This is a genomic window from Legionella drancourtii LLAP12 (genome assembly GCF_000162755.2).
GTDB lineage: Bacteria > Pseudomonadota > Gammaproteobacteria > Legionellales > Legionellaceae > Legionella > Legionella drancourtii.
Window position 1 is genome coordinate 119,826 of sequence record NZ_JH413817.1, and the last position, 17,366, is coordinate 137,191.

Genomic DNA, 17,366 nt, shown 5'->3' on the forward strand with positions numbered 1-17,366 from the left:
CCATGTTAAAATTAGTTTGACGGGACAAAGGCATCCGCGTAAAAATTATCAGGATTTAAACCTTCTTGCAGAAAAAGTTCTTTTGCTTTATCAATTAGATTAGGGGAGCCGCAGGCATAGACCTCATATCGTGATAAGGATGAGAAATCCTCTAGCACTGCTTCATGTACTAAGCCAAATCGACCCTTCCAGGATTCATCGTTTCCTGAGACAACAGGAATATATTTAATATTTTTAAACTCTTTTGCCCAATTGCTAGCAACATCGGTATAAAATCGTTTTGCTTCGGTCATACCCCAATAAATAAAAATTTCCCGTGAACTTCCGGCAGAAATTAACCCTTCAGCCATTGCTTTTATCGGTGCAAAACCGGTTCCACCTGCCAATAAAATAATGGGATTTGTTGTTTCCCGAATAAAAAAAGTGCCTTTAGGCCCTTCAATGCGCATTAATTGATTTAGGGAAATATTCTTCAGCAATTGACTAAATTCCCCATTTGGCAGCAGGCGAATATGTAATTCAATAAGGGAATTTTCTTTAATATTGGCGAGTGAATAACTGCGTTTTACGCCTTGGTAACTAAGGTCTATATATTGACCGGGTAAATAGTTGAACGCAGAAGTTGGTGGGATTCTTAGGGTCAAAATAGCAATATCATCGGCTTTAATAGCCAATTTATCAACCTTGCAGGGCAAGGTCATTGATTCAATATTTGCTAATTCCGGGCAATAGCTAGCGTTTAGAGAAATGTTTGTTTCGGCATAAGAGGAGCAGGTTAAAAATTTACCGCTACTAATGACTTCACCATGTTCATTTTTTACAGAACCGGATAAAAGGCTGGCTTCACAAAGATTGCAATTTCCTTTTTTACAGCTGTATTCTAGGAATAACTTATTTTCTAGAGCGCCATCAAGAATGGTTTTATTCTTTAGTGCTTTATAAATAATCCCGGCTGGATTTATTTTAACATTGTAAGTCACTTTACAAATCCCTTTGTATAAAATTAGAGCAATTCAGTGATGATTCATCATATGCTAACCCACAATTAAAGTGAACTCAATGTATTTTAATCGCGATAATAATACGGGTACGAAACAGAGCAAAATAGAGATTGGTATCAGTAATCAATTTGAAGATTGAACGTTCTTAACCTAATTTGGAAATAATTAATTTCAAAAATAGTCGATTTTCAAAAGCGATGAATTTGGTTAAGGTGTGCCAGGTGAGTTCTACTTATACACAGTATTTGGCGTTTACCATGCAAATAAATGGTACAAAAATTAATCTTAATATTGAGTATTTGATCAAATTATGGCATAATAAACCTGTGCTTCTGCTCTTGTAACTTTAAAAATTACCTCTTATATAAGAGGAGTTACAGAGACCTAATCATGCTTTTTAGGAAGAATAATATGAGTGAAAATTGGCCTACCAGAGACAGAGATTTACAAACAGCACGCGTCATTATGGAAGAGTATGCAAATGAACGTGAGAGTGGTGCATTGGGGCTTTTTGAAATTGTTGTTGATCCCACTGAAAAGCGTATGAATTTTTGTTTGTCAGGATGGGTTATTATTTTAGCTAAGCATTTTAATTCAATGTATGGAGTGAGCCAAGGGGATTTTGTGACCCGTCAGGTGATTTCTCGTTGTATTATTCAAGGACAAACCTTACATTAGACTTCAGCCCTCTCTGATGCATAGGAGAGGGGAAATTCCCATTCGCTCCGATTTGTCTGCCATCAAATGGAAACGGTGATTGCGATGGAGTACTCTGCTAATTCAACTAAATATAGATTTAAGTTTAGCCTCAAGTACATCTATTTTAAATGGCTTTAAAATATAACCATCGACTTTTAAATTTTTACTATTGATTATTAAATCCTTATCTGTTTCTGCTGTAAGGAGAATAAATTTTTGCTGCTTATTTCGAAATTCATTCCTTACTTTACTCAGTAGTTCAAGACCATTCATTTCTGGCATATTAAAATCGCTAATCACTAAATCAAAGTCTTCCTTCTGCATTATCTCCCATCCTGATTCTGCATTTTCAGCTTGCGTAACTTCCGTATAGCCTAATTGATTTAAATAGTTATTTATAATTTTTCTCATTGTTGCAAAATCATCTATTATCAAAACTTTCATAAAATCATCCTTTTCTTATGATTTATTCTTTTTAGTTGTTTATGAGGACGTAACCTTTAGCTGAGTTTCAAAATATTCTCTATCTGGTTTAGATTCATATTCTCAAATGTTTCAGGACCACTAATCTCTAATTTATCTTTGTAGGTTAAATAAATTTTTTCTAATAACTTATGAGCGTTTTTATATTTATCAGCATAATCTTGTTTCTCAAAGCGTAACTGCTCAATTAAAGCTTCATATTGATAGTCATCTTCTGAAGGATCACCATCTAAAATCACCTCTTGAGGACTATTTTCCACCGGAATATTAACTTCTTTACTTTGCTCACTCTTATTTAATAGCATTATTTGCTCAATGCAATAAACATATGATTCGGTGATCTTACTCATAAAAACCGGCATCATTTCAATTGCGGCAGGGTGGTAATCAACAAAAAGATTGAGTAAGTTATTGTATGAATCTTTTTCCACAGCAATAACGTCCATTATTTTTTTTTCTAACTCAGGCATTAATGGGGCGCCTAGAGTACTTTTTAACAGTTCCTCATCATTAATTATTTGAGTTTTTAATAGATTTTTACTCTTCTGAAATGCGTTTAAAATAATATTTGTTTGTCTTTTTTTAATGATCATTAGAATTATGATAATTGTTGTAAAAATCATAATACAACCTAGGAGTGCTAAATTAAGAAGATTAATATTCATAAAGTTTGATCTCGGATTTTTTTTATTTTCTTACGGTAATTCATTCTTATTATCATAAACGAACAAGATAGTATTAACATAAACAATAGGATACATATTAAAAATATCAAGTTATTAAATTTGGAACCACCTTCTTCTGGTTTTATTGTTTTCAGCTTGTTTAAAGGGGGGGCTTTTTTTACTTTAAGACTAACGGCTGATTTTAAGTTGATTGTAGGTAATTGGCTGGTAAGTTGTTCTGAAGAGCAAAAATCAGAATGGGGTGATACATTAAACTCGGCAGCGCGGCCGCTGAGTAAACGTGCATTTATTCTAATTAGCACATCATTAAGTGAAAAAGATGGTTCTTGGCATAAGGAGACTAAATCTGCATTCCATACATTTTTATTTTTTGATATTGGCACATTAATCGCTTTATTTTGATATTTAATTGTTATCTTAACGGAATCTGGATCGATTACTTGTGGTGTAATTAACTCAATCTTGAGCGAATGATCTAAATTAAACGTATAGTGAAAGGGATCGCTTTGCACTGACATTGTAAATTGGCGCTTTCTTGATAAAAATTCACTCTTCGCTACCCATTTTGCAACATAATTACCATTAGGTACCTGAAGTAGTCTTTCAAGTTTAAAAACGCCTTTACTCAAATAAGGAATTTTATAAGAAAATTGTTTGCCTGCGCCTTCAAGTTCAAAATTCATATTCATCGCATTTAGCAATACAGCGGAGTCGATTAATTTATTATCCTCTTCTAAATGTCCCGATAAAGGGAGCAACTCATCATTGAAATATACTCCGCTGGAAAAATTGGTTATTAAATTAACATTGGTCAAGATAATCACTTGTTTTAGTTTCATTGAGGGGCCACTTAAAATCCAATTACCTGGAGTAGGCTGATCAATATTAAGAATTTTATAATCCCCAATAGAAACAGAATTTTCATTATCCATATTTAAGTCGCGCTTTGTTCCAGAAGGACTTGATAAATACATTGCTGCGCTATGAGGGTCCGTATTTTTTTTAAAAATCAAGGTAAACTGTTGTATGCTCTTATCGATGAATATTGTTGAGGTTGCCTCTTTATCTACTGTATTTGATGAATTTTTTTGAACCGCTTTTGCATTGCTAAAAGATTCTTGTGCTTGTTTCGTAATAATTGGAGCTTCTTGTACTGAAATTACTGATGAGAATATTGCATATAACGCATTATCCAGATCTTTTGCAGAAATAACCGGTTGAAATAATGCATTGGTTTTTAAAGAAATATTAGATAAAAGTGTACTATCAGCCTCATTTGATAAACCTATGGTGTAAACTTGGACATGCTCCCTTTGTAATATAGGAATAGTTGTTTCATTTAACTGCTGCGTTGATTTTTTATTTAAGGCATCTGAGCCTAGATCTAACATCCCATCTGTTAGGAGAATAATTACTTTTTTATTTTTACTCCACGATTTATTTACACCATTTAGAGCTGCATCAATATTAGTCCATGCTCCATCTGATTTGATTTGTTTTTTCTTTTTTAAAAATGACTCTTGAAATTTGGCAGTGACTATTTGGGGGGGGATAATTTGTTCCAAATCATTTGAAAATGTACTAACACTTACAACGGCTCTATTATTAACAAGGTAGTTAAATAATTTAACTGCAGTAACTCTAAGGTTTTGAGGATCTGTGTGTTTCATACTTCCAGAAACATCGATAAGTAAGTGGATTTCCGGTAAATCTTTAGTGGTAGAGGCCGCATAGCCAGAAAAGACAATCAAGAAGTGAAATAAAAATAGGGCATAAAAAGCAGATAATCGTTTTGTCATTACACTTCCTTTATATAATCTTAAATTTAGCCATTTACATTCAATTTGTTGTCTAAATGCGCGTCACATTATGGTTTATTATTTTATTTTTATTAGCGGCAGAACTCGATATAACTTAAGTACTTCAATCGCAATCAGTTGTTCTTACGATTGCATGGCGTTGATATGAAGATGAATAAGGGATTCTTCAGGCGGGATTGGTGTGAATGCTTAACCCTTAGCTAAGGCCGGGTGCAGTCTATTCTTTTTATTTCTCTTCTTTCTTTTAAATTCTTTTCAAAAAAGAAGGTAATTTGTTTAAAACTCAAGCAAATACCGGTCATAATTTTGTTTATATTCAGTCGAATTTTGATATTGCAATAATACTTGATTTAATGATGTTAATAAGCTGGTTTCGCTTGGGTTTACTGCAATACCAAGACCATAGCCATACATGTAAGCCGGGCCTGCTAATTGAAAGGTATCCGATGAGTTGGATGCCCAGTATGTCGCCGTTGGGTTATCAAGCAAAATGATATCTACTTCATTTTTATTTAATCCAGTTAGTTGGTCTGAGACGCTGGCATACATTTTTAATTTGGGGTTTTTAACACCCATGGCATCTAATTGTTGCGGGAAAATTGTTCCTGTTTCCAAGCCGATTCGTTTCCCATTTAAAAATGCTAAGGTAAATGGCTCTGTTTTGGTGGATGGTTTGGTGACAAAACGCGAATAGCTCGGTAAATAGGGTAAGCTGAAATTTACAATTTTCGCCCGTTCAGGGGTGATCGTGATTGAACTAATGGCCATGTCAATTTCTTTTCTGGCTACGGCATCGATTAATGTATCAAAGCGCATAATGTGGTATTGACAGGTTCGCTGCATGATTTTGCATAAGGTATTCATCATGTCGATATCAAAACCATAAATTTCTTTTTTTGAACCCTGCATGACGAATGGTGGGTTAAAGCTTTCTGTTCCAATATTTAAGACGGGGAGATCTGCTGCAAATACTGTGGAGGTGAGGCAAATACTGGCGAGCAAAACACGACGAATAAAATTCATTTTAATTTCAGTACAATAGTTATTGATTTTTATAGATTATAACGAGAGTATTAGTTTTGGGAATTAAAAGTTTCATTATTTAATAAATAATTTATGTCAATAGAAATCCCTGAGTTGCTCGAATCAAAATCGTGGTTTATCGAAAAACATTTTTCAGATTTGTCACATCCGTTAAGTGACAGCGTAAAAAAACTGATACTGGTCAGTGACTATGCGTGCAAGCAGGTACAATTATTAAAAAATCTATTAATGAACGATGAGTGTACTGCGTTGCTTGCACGCGAAGATTATTTTCATGCCTTAAACAAGGTCCCTTTTAGTTTGGCTCCAGCGCATTATGCCCGCGAATTACGGCACTTTCGGCATACGCATTTTTTGCGTTTGTTACTTCTGGAATTATCTGGAATTAGCAGCACCGCAGAAGTTATGCATTCTTGGTCTGATTGCGCTGATGCGTTGATCTTACATGCTTTGCAGTATTGCAAACAGATCTTGTCTGTACGCTATGGCACCCCTCGCGATGCTGATGGTCATGAGGTTTTCTTACTGACTTTAGCTATGGGAAAGCTTGGGGGAAGAGAACTTAATTATTCTTCGGATATTGATCTTATTTTTGCTTATACCATGGCAGGTGAGACCGATGGAGAAGAGCGTATTGAAAATCAGCAGTACTTTAGTAAAGTTGTTCAGCAATTTAGCCAACTCTTGCAAAATGTGACGCCTGACGGTTTTGTTTTTCGTGTTGATTTAAGACTAAGACCTAATGGTGATAGTGGTACCTTAGTACCGAGTTTGGCGGCAATGGAAACTTATTATCAAGAACAGGGGCGTGATTGGGAACGCTATGCGATGGTGAAGGCGCGCGTGATTTCTGAAGCACTCGCTGATGTGCCTGCTTGGTTTGAACGTTTAATTGTCCCTTTTGTTTATCGGCGTTATGTCGATTTTAGTGTGATTGAATCGCTCCGCAGTATGAAGGCAATGATTGAACGCGAGGTGCAATTAAATCCGCGTTTGGATGATATTAAACGTGGTCAAGGTGGTATTCGTGAAGTAGAGTTTATTCTTCAAAATTTTCAATTAATTCGTGGTGGACGCTTGCCCCCCTTACAACAGCAAAATGCCTTAGCGGTGCTTGCTGTCTTAAAGCGTGAGCGTTTGTTGCATCATAGTGAGGCGTTAAAACAGGCGTATTTATTTTTGCGTCGCTTGGAAAATACGCTCCAGAGTTTAAATGATCAACAGACTCATTCTTTGCCCGATGAACCAGTCAAACAAATGCAGGTGACTTTGGCTATGGGGTATGCCTCATGGGATAATCTGCTTGCCAAATTACATCAATATCAACGTATTATTCGTTATGCTTTTCGCGCGGTGATGGGCAAAGTAGATTATTATGAAGATGCAAAGCGCTTATTAGCCAATCAATTGGCCAGTCTTTGGCAGGGGCATGTTGAATCCACAATGGCCATTAATTTATTGACTAGTTTCGGTTTTGCAAATGCAGAACATTGTTATCAAATGATCCATGCTTTTCGTCATGGTCCGCGCTGTCGACGTTTGCCGCAAGGGGCGCGTATGCGTTTGGATCGATTTATGGTTTTGTTACTGACAGAACTGACTCATGTTGAAAAAACGGATGAAGTCTTATTGCAAGTGATGCATTTACTCGAAAATATTGTTGGGCGCAGCGCTTATCTGGCTTTATTAACTGAAAATCCGCAGGTGTTAACGGAATTACTTTTTTGGTTTGCCCATAGTTCATTTATTACTTCATTACTCGTAAATCAACCGTTTTTGTTAGAAGTATTGCTGGATCAAGGGCAAGAATGGCGGCCGCAAGCGCGTCAACAATTAGAGTTGTTATTACTTGAGAAATTAGCACATCATCAGGATGTGGAGGCTCAAGAAGAAATGTTACGTCAATTTAAATTAACTAATTGGTTGATGGCTGCTCGGGCTGAGCTTTATGGTTTTAGCAGTTCTGTGCGTATTGGTAAATTTCTTTCTGATGTTGCGCAAGTAATTGTGAGCCAGGTTTTAGTCATCGCCAGTGAGCAATTGTCTTTGCGTTATCCCGAAATGAAGGAAGTCCAATCGAGTTTTGCCATTATTGCTTATGGCAAACTGGGTAGTCGTGAGATGAATTACGCCTCAGATTTGGATTTAGTTTTCTTACATAGAGTAAGACCTGTCGATGAAGCTTTAGTTACGCGTTTGACACAGAAGATTTTGCATATGCTGACTACGCGTTTGCAATCGGGTATTTTATACAGTGTGGATACGCGACTCAGGCCCTCGGGGACGGCGGGTCTATTGGTAAGTCATATTGATGCTTTTATCGAATATCAAAAAAAACAAGCATGGACGTGGGAACATCAGGCTTTATTAAAAGCGCGGATATTGACTGGAAATCCCCGCATGAAACATGATTTTTTACAGTTGAAAAAAGAAGTGTTGTCTTTGCCAAAAGACAAGCTTATTTTGCAACAAGAAGTATTCGCGATGCGTGTGAAAATTGATCAGCATCATGATAGTAATCCATTAAAAAATATTGCTGATGGCTTGTTGGATTTAGAGTTTTTAGTGCAGTTCTTAATTCTGAATTTAGGCAGTCCGGTTTTAGCACGCTCCACCCATACGTTAAATCAGTTGAATTATTTATTTACAGCGGGTGTTTTAAACAAAGAACAATTTGCTGTTTTGAAAAAAGCATATCGACACTATCATCATTTACTGCATCTGGCTTTATTACGTCCAGGAAGCACCCGGGATGAGCGTATTCAGAATCAGGTGACAACTATTTATCAGCAATTTTTATTTTAACTTATCGTATGCATAAAGCATCGGCGCTTTACAGCGCGTGGTGAACTCATGGTGATACGCCGGAACATACATTTGACAAAGACTTAAATCATAACTACCTTTGGACTCAGGATTATTAATTAAAGGACTAAAAATGAAAGCACTTTATACGGCAACAGCTCATACTCATGGTGGTCGTAATGGTCATGTGGAAACTGCTGATGGCCTTTTGAAATTAGATTTAGCGATGCCTAAAGAATTGGGTGGAAATGGCGGCGGCAATAATCCAGAACAATTATTTGCAGCAGGGTATGCCGCTTGTTTTGAAAGCGCTATTCGTTATGTTGCGCAAGTGGACAAAATTGCATTGAAAGATGCCTCGATGACCTCTGAGGTTTCTTTATACCCGACTCCCGAAAAAGGGTTTAAGCTTGGTGTCATGTTACACGCTAAAATCGTTGGTTTAAGTCAAAAAGAGGCGGAAGATTTAGTACATAAAGCGCATCATGTTTGTCCTTATTCTAATGCGGTACGTGGCAACATCGATGTACAATTAAAGGTTAGTGCAGAATAAGTATCTTAGCCCGGGTTTGGTAAAGTTATTTCCGGGCCGTGAAATTCTTATGCTAACCCATCTCGCAAATTGCGCAATTTCTCAATCATTACGCTTAGCGCTTCGGTTTTGCTGCGATAAATATCATCATAAGAAACATGGAACGTATTAAATTCATCCTCACATTCCACATGCTCTTCAGAAAGTTCAGTAATTAGTTGTTTGGATAATAAATAGAAGTCATTTTCAACTTCAAAACTTATAATCCATACTTCTTCACCTATCTTAAAATCCGTCATAATTATCCACTCTGGTTATGATACTGTACTAATTGAGCTCGAATGATAACAAGCAAGTCTTTGGCTGAAAAGAGGGGCCATCTATAGGTTAAGCTGTGAAGTCTATAGCCTAGCTATTTTCATCAATTTGAATGCTAATTTCAAAGCATTGATTTGTTGCTGGGCTTTACAGCCCAGTTTGCATAAGTAGATTGAATGGCTTAATCGTTACGCAAATTCAGCAAACAAATCATAATCATCACTATCAATAATCGTGACGTTAGCAAATGAGCCGATCTTAATGCCGGGAGTTGGTGGCAGTATCACTAGGCCATCAATTTCTGGAGCATCGCTTTTACTCCGAGCGATGATTTGCTCAGGAGTGATCTCATCAATCAATACTGTTTGCGTCGTGCCAATTTTGTTTTGTAGCTTAGTACGACTGATTTCTGCTTGTAATTGCATGAAACGATGATAGCGTTCTTCTTTAACTTCTTCAGGTACAGGATTTGCTAAATCATTTGCCTTAGCACCTTCAACTGGCGAATATTTGAAGCAACCTACACGGTCTAATTGGGCCTCTGCTAAAAAATCGAGCAGCTCTTCAAATTCTTCTTCAGTTTCTCCTGGAAAACCGACAATAAAGGTAGAACGCAAGGTAATATCTGGGCAAACTTCACGCCACGCGGCGATACGCATTAATGTATTTTCACTACTGGCTGGGCGTTTCATTGCTTTGAGCACCCGAGAACTAGCATGCTGCAAGGGAATGTCCAAGTAAGGAAGGATTAGCCCATCACGCATTAACGGAATAATTTCGTCCACATGAGGATAAGGGTAAACATAGTGTAAACGAACCCAAATGCCTAATTCACCCAATTGTTCACATAAATCATAAAAACGGGTATTAACCGTTTTTCCTTGCCAGGTTACTGGCTGATAACGCGTATCCACTCCATAAGCACTCGTGTCTTGTGAAATGACTAGAATTTCATTTACACCTGCTTCTTTTAATTTTTTCGCTTCAGATAAAACCTGCACCAACGGATAACTTTGCAGTTTGCCGCGCATGGTGGGAATTATGCAAAAAGTACATTTTTGATTACAGCCTTCAGATATTTTTAAATAAGCATAATGACGTGGTGTCAGTTTAATTCCTTGGGGGGGAACCAGTTGCATGAAGGGATCTGCTGGGGGGGGAAGGTGTTCGTGTACGGCATTAACCACTTCTTCATAAGCGTGCGCACCACTAACATGTAATACATCTGGGCAGGCTTCTTTAATGACATCCGCTTTGGCGCCTAAGCATCCGGTGACAATAACACGACCATTTTCAGCCATTGCTTCTTTAATTGTATCTAGTGATTCTTTAACCGCACTATCAATAAATCCACAGGTATTGATGACAACTACTCCTGCATCTTGGTAACTGGAAACCAACTCATACCCTTGGGCACGTAGTTGCGTAATGATTCGCTCCGAATCAACCAAAGCTTTAGGACAACCTAAGCTAACAAACCCAACTTTATGATTCATAAGATTCTAACTGTAAAAAAAGTGAACGAATTATAACCTTTCTTGAGTGGTATTGTCGACAGGGTTAACAATGTTTTAGGTACTTTGTTGCGGAGATCAAATCTTTGTAAAGAATTTGCAAAAATTTGAACCACAAATTTTTTAAGATGAGGAAATTATCTATTCTATTATGTAGTATCAATTCATAATTAGTTAATTAAGGAAATAGTATGAGTCCAATACAAAAAGAGCAGATGCGTTTACTTGAGTTAAAAAAATTGCAAGTACTTAATCAGGATGAACTAAAAGAACGCATGAAGCTTGAACTAAAACATAAGGAATTTATGCACTTAACCTATACTGAAATGGAAGCAAAGTTAAGAGTGCAAAGGCAAACTTCGTTACAAGCCGGGGTTCAGAGCCCATTTATTGATGATGTTGTGAATGCTTACAAAGAGCAATATGCTCAGGAAAGTTGGTATGAGGAACCTGGGGCAAATGGTAATGATGTCCAATTTAAATTCGCATCAGAAGAAGAGTTAGCTAATTTTTTCATGAAACAAAGTGAAAAAGGAGCCTCCTTTGTAATGTATGATGTTGCCACTAAAAAAGTAATGGCTTATTCAAATGGGGATGGACATTTGTACCATGCTAATGGAGGCGTCGTTAAGGCTGGCGAGAAAATTAAACCATCTGATATCGATGAACAAAGTTTTGAAATACCAAACCAGCAAAATGCAAGGAACACTCCATAATCATCACGGCGATTAAGATAATGATATGGTGTAATCTGTCGTCCTCTGCCTCTGCCTCTGCATAGGTGGGGAGCTTACACTGGCTCAAATGCCAATTCATGATGGTTTTCTGGTTGCATGAGAATAACAGATTTCCTTAGCGCAATGTCAGTATCAGATTAAAAAGCAGAACAGCGCTTATTCCTCCTCGATTTTTTATCCGAAACTGGCGTTAATTTAATGGCCGTACACATCATCAGAGCCTCCTAGACCAAATAACCGCGATTAGTTTAATTTTATTTGGTTTAAGGTTGTTAAAAATTCATCAGCAGAATTTTCACCAACTAGTTTTAACTCATCAAGTTGCTGGCCTTGTGCATTAAAAAACACAAAAGTTGGCGGTGCCACGACATCAAAATAGTTAAGGATTGCTTTATCATTCGCGGTATTTGCGGTGACATCGACTTTAATTACCCTAAAATGGCTCAGTATTTGTTGTACCCGCGGATCTTTAAAGGTTGTTGCGTCCATGACTTTACACGCATTGCACCAGTCCGCATAAAAATCCAACATCACCGGTTTACCGTGTGCGGCAACTATTTCTTGTTTTAGACTGCTTAAGCCTTGTTCATGCAGAATATTAGCCGTGTTTGTGCTGATTATTTTCTCGGTAGTTAACGGTTGTAGCGGATTAGTCGCTCCTTTGCTGGCGCCGATTAAAATTAGAAAACCATAAGCCAACAAAATAAGCCCGAGGCTTTGATTAAATTTTTCGCGATTTGATGTGGAGTAAGTTAAGGCACCACTGTAAATGCCTGAAAAAATAAGCAAACTTGCCCATAAACCCATGCTCAGTGTAGGCGGCGCTATGCGTGAGATTAATTCAATAGCAACGGCAATGAAGAGTACGCCAAATATCGCTTTGAGGGTATTCATCCAACCGCCGGTTTCTGGCAGCAATTTTCCTGCAGAAGTGCCAATTAACAAGAGCGGGGTGCCCATGCCCAAGCTTAAAATAAATAAGGTCACGCAGCCTAAGAGCACATTTTTCGTTTGCGCAATATAGGTTAAGACCCCAATTAATGGTGCGGTAACACAAGGGGATAATATGAGGGTAGACAAACAGCCCATAACGGCGGCACCAAGATAATGGCCCCCGAGTTGGCTACGGCTGGTATTGCCTATTTTTGCCTGCCAGGAATGCGGTAATTTAAATTCATAAAAGCCAAACATGGATAAAGCGAGAAGCACAAAAATGAGGCTAAAGAGGACAATCGACCATGGTGATTGCATACTAATTTGCAAATTAGCACCAAGTAAAGCGACAACAGCACCCACGATGGCATAAGTCACGGACATACTCAGTACATAACTAAAGGAAAGGAAAAAGGCTTTTCTTGTCGTTATTTCTTTGCCATGGCCAATAATAATCCCGGATAAAACGGGAACCATGGGTAAAATACAGGGTGTGAATGCCAATAATAAACCAAAACCATAAAAGGTTAATAAGATCATAGCCCAACTATGATTTATAAAGACTTCGCTAATGCCACTGTTATTTGTCGTTGCGACTGGTGTGGTGGATTCAGGTTTTTGTGTGGTTGGCCCTATAGTGGCTTGGCTTAACGCTAATTTATCATCAATGGTTAATTGAATTGATTTTTGTTCGGGAGCATAGCAAAAACCATCATCAGAACAACCTTGATAATTTAAGGTAAGCAACGTTTTGCCTGGTTTATTACCTAAAATGGCTATGGGAATGGAGACATGATTGCGATAAACCGTATAAACATGGCCCTGCTTATCAACTTTTTTCGTCGTGGCTGGAAAACGGATGCTGCCTAAGTGAATTGTGTTGTCTGCTTGAGGTGTTAATTTAATGCGATCGCTATAAAGGAAATAATTGGGTTTTACTTGGAAATTAATCGCAAACGTATTGGGATCAATTTTTGTCGCATTCACCTGAAATACGTGTGCAGACGGTAGAGGATTGGCGTAGCCAATAATGGTGAAGAAGCAACCTAAGAATAATAACAACCATTTTTTCATATTAAACCTTGATACCCTCAATGTAATTGCCTTCATTGTAGTGCGAATCAATGGAAAAGGTAACTCTTGTTAAGAAAAAAGTCATTTTTGCAGATTTATTTAAAAATTAACCAAGACAGGCTACAAACTCGCATTATTTATGGGGATTTCTTTTTGTTAAACTTCCTTGAGGAACGCAAAGCAAAAGTCACTCTAGCGTTGCATATTACCTAAAAGAGGTTTATCCATGCATCATGGCCTTACACTGATTATATCAATAAAAATAAAAGCGAAAATTTTTCATTTTGACCCTTGAAAGTGAGCGCCTTGCCCCCATATGTCAATCAGCATCAATACTGTTTAATTAAATCAGGAGATATATGTTATGAAAATTCGTCCTTTACACGATCGCGTTGTAGTTCGTCGTATGGAAGAAGAGCGTACCACAGCAGGTGGTATTGTGATTCCAGATAGTGCTACTGAAAAACCAATGCGTGGTGAAGTTGTGGCTGTTGGCGCTGGTAAAGTGCTTGATAACGGCGATGTTCGCGCTTTAGCGGTTAAAGTTGGCGATGTTGTATTATTCGGTAAATATTCTGGTACAGAAGTAAAAGTTGATGGTAAAGAATTAGTTGTGATGCGCGAAGACGACATCATGGGTGTAATTGAGAAGTAATTGACTTATTTCATTAGGAGATAGAAAGAATGGCTAAAGAATTACGTTTTGGAGACGATGCACGTCTACAAATGCTTGCTGGTGTTAATGCATTGGCTGATGCAGTTCAAGTAACTATGGGCCCACGTGGTCGTAATGTTGTCTTAGAAAAGTCTTATGGCGCACCTACTGTAACTAAAGACGGTGTTTCTGTTGCGAAAGAAATTGAATTTGAACACCGCTTCATGAACATGGGCGCGCAAATGGTTAAAGAAGTTGCGTCTAAAACTTCTGATACTGCTGGTGATGGTACTACTACTGCTACTGTATTGGCTCGTTCTATCCTGGTTGAAGGGAATAAAGCAGTTGCTGCAGGCATGAACCCAATGGATCTGAAACGCGGTATCGACAAAGCGGTTCAAGCAGTAACTAAAAAATTACAAGCGATGTCTAAGCCTTGTAAAGACAACAAAGCAATCGCTCAAGTTGGTACTATTTCTGCGAACTCTGACGAAGCAATTGGTTCCATCATTGCTAGTGCTATGGACAAAGTAGGTAAAGAAGGGGTTATTACTGTTGAAGACGGTAATGGACTGGAAAATGAATTATCAGTTGTTGAAGGTATGCAATTTGATCGTGGTTACATTTCTCCATACTTCATTAACAACCAACAAAACATGACTTGCGAATTAGAGCATCCATTCATTCTGTTAGTGGATAAGAAAATCTCTAGCATTCGTGACATGTTGTCTGTATTGGAAGGCGTTGCAAAATCTGGTCGTCCATTATTGATTATTGCTGAAGATGTTGAAGGTGAAGCTTTAGCAACCCTAGTTGTTAACAACATGCGTGGTATTGTTAAAGTATGTGCGGTTAAAGCTCCAGGCTTTGGTGATCGTCGTAAAGCAATGTTACAAGACATCGCAATTCTAACTCATGGCCAAGTAATTTCTGAAGAAATTGGCAAGAGTTTGGAAGCGGCTACATTAGAAGATTTAGGAACTGCAAAACGCGTTGCAGTGACTAAAGAAAATTGCACCATCATTGATGGCGAAGGTAAAGCTGCTGAAATCAAAGAGCGCATTACCCAAATTCGTGCGCAAATCGAAGAAACTTCTTCTGATTACGATCGTGAAAAATTACAAGAGCGTGTTGCTAAATTATCTGGCGGTGTTGCAGTAATCAAAGTAGGTGCTGCTACTGAAGTTGAGATGAAAGAGAAGAAAGCTCGTGTTGAAGATGCATTGCATGCTACTCGTGCTGCGGTTGAAGAAGGTATTGTAGCTGGTGGTGGTGTTGCCTTGATTCGTGCGCAAAAAGCATTAGATTCATTGAAAGGTGATAACGACGATCAAACTATGGGTATCAATATTCTGCGTCGCGCTATTGAATCACCAATGCGTCAGATCGTAACCAACGCAGGTTATGAAGCTTCTGTTGTGGTAAACAAAGTAGCTGAAAACAAAGACAACTATGGTTTCAATGCGGCTACTGGTGAGTACGGTGACATGGTTGATCTAGGTATTTTAGATCCAACTAAAGTAACGCGTATGGCATTACAAAATGCTGCTTCTGTAGCAAGCTTAATGCTGACTACTGAGTGTATGGTTGCTGATTTACCTAAGAAAGATGACGCTGCTGGTGATATGGGCGGCATGGGCGGAATGGGTGGTATGGGAGGCATGGGCGGCATGATGTAAGCCTTTCCCACCATTTCGTGAAAAACCCGCTGTAATGGCGGGTTTTTTTATGTTTTGTTTGTAACCGGTTCGCTTCACCTGTTGTTCACCAAGATTTTGCTATTCCCCTGATTTATTACTTCGGTTTTTATTGTTGAACCTTTGCGGCTAATTAACTTAAATAAAATTAGCATTTGCTCTTTGCATCAAATCTTTAGCTTGTTGCATGTGTTTCTCAGTGGCTGTTGGCGAATGTAAAACGAATTTAGAAACGCACAAGGCAAATATTAGCCTTCGTATATCCCAAATCGTATCTTGAAACTGGTCTAATTTTTCTCGGGTTTGATGGGTAATTTTTTTTTCTAATCTTAAATTTTCAGAACTAATAGCGATAGGAGCACAATTGGTAATCATGTCACCACGTAATTTTTCCACAAAGATAAAGGTATTTATTTCTTCTGGCTTTGTTTTATGAATTTCCTGCAGGGTACTTTTGAAAAAATTGTACACCATTCTTTGATGGAATAAATAAAGCTTGTATGAATAATGGTAGGCTTGAAATAATAAATAATCTCCCACTAATATAATGGCAATGCCAATAAGCGTACAAATGGCACGGTTAATTACCATGTCAGCAGGGCTCTCAGGCGAGTTAAGATCCGTCGTTTGCGCCAAGAGCAAAAAAATCATGATGGTTGTAAAGAAGACACTGATGTCATAGCGTTGAGGATTTAAAGAGGAAACCGATAAGCCAATGAGCGCCATAATAAAGACAACTGGGATGAGCCTATAATTAAATTGCATGATATAAATTAGAGGAATTAAAATTACCAGAGCAGCAAAGGTGCCGCCAATACGATGGATTGCTCGTCGCACAATTAAGCCAGGTTCAATACCCGCACTAACAACCAAAACTGTGAGTAAGACCCAAAATTTATGAGGAATTGTTGAAAATAGATAAATGAACATGGCCATCATAAACATACTGGCTAAATGGGTAAAGCGTGCATAATCCAGTCTTTTTTTCATTTCTGCTGTAGAGAGCATAAATTGTTCCAATGGGTAAATGTTTGTTGTAAACAGTGCATAATATAATGTTGCAGTTTGGTTTGTGCTTCTATTGGCATGGGTAATAGATCGCAGGTTGAATAAGTTGGCATCTTGAGCCTAAGCAGCTGCAGATTATTTTTAATCCCATACCAAAACACCTCATTCTTTGTCTCATAATAAAGATTATCTAAAGAATGTTGAATATTGCGCAAATTTGTGGCGATACGATAAGCTTGCATCATGTATTTTTTGGGGAGCAGTTTACGATAGTTACGTGCGATCCCTAAATGCAGAATTTCTGCTTCGGTAACACTATTTTTCTCCTCATTGATTGCGCAGTTGATGTCTTCTTCAAGG

Annotated in this window: 15 protein-coding genes and 1 pseudogene; 6 read left to right on the forward strand and 10 right to left on the reverse strand. The window is 37.8% G+C overall.

Annotated features, from left to right (window positions below; translation table 11 throughout):
- Positions 1-11 precede the first annotated feature (11 nt).
- Positions 12-980, reverse strand: a complete 969-nt coding sequence (locus tag LDG_RS07610) for an FAD-binding oxidoreductase (protein ID WP_006870672.1) — start codon at positions 978-980, stop codon at positions 12-14.
- A 432-nt stretch (positions 981-1,412) separates the two neighbouring features.
- On the opposite strand from LDG_RS07610, the gene LDG_RS07615 reads away from it, so the two are divergent.
- The gene (locus LDG_RS07615) at positions 1,413-1,679 is read left to right on the forward strand and encodes a hypothetical protein (protein ID WP_006870674.1); all 267 of its coding nucleotides are present in this window, start codon (positions 1,413-1,415) and stop codon (positions 1,677-1,679) included.
- Positions 1,680-1,781: 102 nt separating this feature from the next.
- Here LDG_RS07615 and LDG_RS07620 read toward each other — a convergent pair whose 3' ends face one another.
- The 4 genes from LDG_RS07620 to LDG_RS07635 all read right to left on the reverse strand — a co-directional run bounded on the left by LDG_RS07620 (position 1,782) and on the right by LDG_RS07635 (position 5,712).
- Positions 1,782-2,144, reverse strand: coding sequence for a response regulator (locus LDG_RS07620; protein WP_006870675.1), 363 nt, complete (start codon positions 2,142-2,144; stop codon positions 1,782-1,784).
- Between the two features lie 56 nt (positions 2,145-2,200).
- Positions 2,201-2,806 (reverse strand): hypothetical protein, encoded by a 606-nt coding sequence (locus tag LDG_RS07625; protein ID WP_006870676.1) that lies wholly within the window; start codon positions 2,804-2,806, stop codon positions 2,201-2,203.
- 38 nt (positions 2,807-2,844) lie between these two features.
- Complete coding sequence (locus LDG_RS07630; protein ID WP_006870677.1) at positions 2,845-4,668, reverse strand: VWA domain-containing protein; 1,824 nt, start codon at positions 4,666-4,668, stop codon at positions 2,845-2,847.
- A 297-nt stretch (positions 4,669-4,965) separates the two neighbouring features.
- Positions 4,966-5,712 (reverse strand): transporter substrate-binding domain-containing protein, encoded by a 747-nt coding sequence (locus LDG_RS07635; RefSeq protein ID WP_006870678.1) that lies wholly within the window; start codon positions 5,710-5,712, stop codon positions 4,966-4,968.
- Positions 5,713-5,805: 93 nt separating this feature from the next.
- Between LDG_RS07635 and glnE the strand changes: the two genes are divergently transcribed.
- Both glnE and LDG_RS07645 read left to right on the forward strand, forming a co-directional pair.
- Positions 5,806-8,538 (forward strand): bifunctional [glutamate--ammonia ligase]-adenylyl-L-tyrosine phosphorylase/[glutamate--ammonia-ligase] adenylyltransferase, encoded by a 2,733-nt coding sequence (glnE, locus tag LDG_RS07640; RefSeq protein WP_040534854.1) that lies wholly within the window; start codon positions 5,806-5,808, stop codon positions 8,536-8,538.
- Between the two features lie 133 nt (positions 8,539-8,671).
- Positions 8,672-9,091, forward strand: a complete 420-nt coding sequence (locus tag LDG_RS07645; RefSeq protein ID WP_006870680.1) for an organic hydroperoxide resistance protein — start codon at positions 8,672-8,674, stop codon at positions 9,089-9,091.
- Between the two features lie 47 nt (positions 9,092-9,138).
- Here LDG_RS07645 and LDG_RS07650 read toward each other — a convergent pair whose 3' ends face one another.
- Together LDG_RS07650 and rimO are read right to left on the reverse strand one after the other, a co-directional pair.
- Positions 9,139-9,369, reverse strand: coding sequence for a hypothetical protein (locus LDG_RS07650; protein ID WP_006870681.1), 231 nt, complete (start codon positions 9,367-9,369; stop codon positions 9,139-9,141).
- A 207-nt stretch (positions 9,370-9,576) separates the two neighbouring features.
- Positions 9,577-10,884, reverse strand: coding sequence for a 30S ribosomal protein S12 methylthiotransferase RimO (gene rimO / locus LDG_RS07655; protein ID WP_006870682.1), 1,308 nt, complete (start codon positions 10,882-10,884; stop codon positions 9,577-9,579).
- 209 nt (positions 10,885-11,093) lie between these two features.
- Between rimO and LDG_RS07660 the strand changes: the two genes are divergently transcribed.
- A complete protein-coding gene (locus LDG_RS07660) occupies positions 11,094-11,618 on the forward strand; it encodes a hypothetical protein (RefSeq protein WP_006870683.1) in 525 nt (174 codons plus the stop codon).
- Positions 11,619-11,882: 264 nt separating this feature from the next.
- Here the strand turns inward: LDG_RS07660 and dsbD are convergent, their stop codons facing one another.
- Positions 11,883-13,646 carry a protein-disulfide reductase DsbD gene (gene dsbD, locus LDG_RS07665; RefSeq protein ID WP_006870684.1) on the reverse strand — a complete coding sequence of 588 codons (1,764 nt, stop codon included), beginning with the start codon at positions 13,644-13,646 and terminating at the stop codon, positions 11,883-11,885.
- Positions 13,647-14,010: 364 nt separating this feature from the next.
- Between dsbD and groES the strand changes: the two genes are divergently transcribed.
- Both groES and groL read left to right on the forward strand, forming a co-directional pair.
- Positions 14,011-14,301 (forward strand): co-chaperone GroES, encoded by a 291-nt coding sequence (gene groES, locus LDG_RS07670; RefSeq protein ID WP_006870686.1) that lies wholly within the window; start codon positions 14,011-14,013, stop codon positions 14,299-14,301.
- A 29-nt stretch (positions 14,302-14,330) separates the two neighbouring features.
- Positions 14,331-15,980 carry a chaperonin GroEL gene (gene groL, locus LDG_RS07675; protein ID WP_006870687.1) on the forward strand — a complete coding sequence of 550 codons (1,650 nt, stop codon included), beginning with the start codon at positions 14,331-14,333 and terminating at the stop codon, positions 15,978-15,980.
- Between the two features lie 156 nt (positions 15,981-16,136).
- On the opposite strand, the gene LDG_RS07680 is transcribed toward groL, so the two are convergent.
- Both LDG_RS07680 and LDG_RS19610 read right to left on the reverse strand, forming a co-directional pair.
- Positions 16,137-17,006 carry an FUSC family protein gene (locus tag LDG_RS07680; protein ID WP_006870688.1) on the reverse strand — a complete coding sequence of 290 codons (870 nt, stop codon included), beginning with the start codon at positions 17,004-17,006 and terminating at the stop codon, positions 16,137-16,139.
- A pseudogene (locus LDG_RS19610) lies at positions 16,985-17,366 on the reverse strand (hypothetical protein); the annotation flags it as partial. The gene LDG_RS07680 and the pseudogene LDG_RS19610, both read right to left, overlap by 22 nt.

Excerpts from the sequence above, each read along its gene's own strand:
- LDG_RS07615 (WP_006870674.1), top strand. The coding sequence starts at position 1,413 with ATGAGTGAAAATTGGCCTACCAGAGACAGAGATTTACAAACAGCACGC.
- LDG_RS07620 (WP_006870675.1), bottom strand. The coding sequence starts at position 2,144 with ATGAAAGTTTTGATAATAGATGATTTTGCAACAATGAGAAAAATTATA.
- LDG_RS07625 (WP_006870676.1), bottom strand. The coding sequence starts at position 2,806 with ATGATTTTTACAACAATTATCATAATTCTAATGATCATTAAAAAAAGA.
- LDG_RS07630 (WP_006870677.1), bottom strand. The coding sequence starts at position 4,668 with ATGACAAAACGATTATCTGCTTTTTATGCCCTATTTTTATTTCACTTC.
- LDG_RS07635 (WP_006870678.1), bottom strand. The coding sequence starts at position 5,712 with ATGAATTTTATTCGTCGTGTTTTGCTCGCCAGTATTTGCCTCACCTCC.
- glnE (WP_040534854.1), top strand. The coding sequence starts at position 5,806 with ATGTCAATAGAAATCCCTGAGTTGCTCGAATCAAAATCGTGGTTTATC.
- LDG_RS07645 (WP_006870680.1), top strand. The coding sequence starts at position 8,672 with ATGAAAGCACTTTATACGGCAACAGCTCATACTCATGGTGGTCGTAAT.
- LDG_RS07650 (WP_006870681.1), bottom strand. The coding sequence starts at position 9,369 with ATGACGGATTTTAAGATAGGTGAAGAAGTATGGATTATAAGTTTTGAA.
- rimO (WP_006870682.1), bottom strand. The coding sequence starts at position 10,884 with ATGAATCATAAAGTTGGGTTTGTTAGCTTAGGTTGTCCTAAAGCTTTG.
- LDG_RS07660 (WP_006870683.1), top strand. The coding sequence starts at position 11,094 with ATGAGTCCAATACAAAAAGAGCAGATGCGTTTACTTGAGTTAAAAAAA.
- dsbD (WP_006870684.1), bottom strand. The coding sequence starts at position 13,646 with ATGAAAAAATGGTTGTTATTATTCTTAGGTTGCTTCTTCACCATTATT.
- groES (WP_006870686.1), top strand. The coding sequence starts at position 14,011 with ATGAAAATTCGTCCTTTACACGATCGCGTTGTAGTTCGTCGTATGGAA.
- groL (WP_006870687.1), top strand. The coding sequence starts at position 14,331 with ATGGCTAAAGAATTACGTTTTGGAGACGATGCACGTCTACAAATGCTT.
- LDG_RS07680 (WP_006870688.1), bottom strand. The coding sequence starts at position 17,006 with ATGCTCTCTACAGCAGAAATGAAAAAAAGACTGGATTATGCACGCTTT.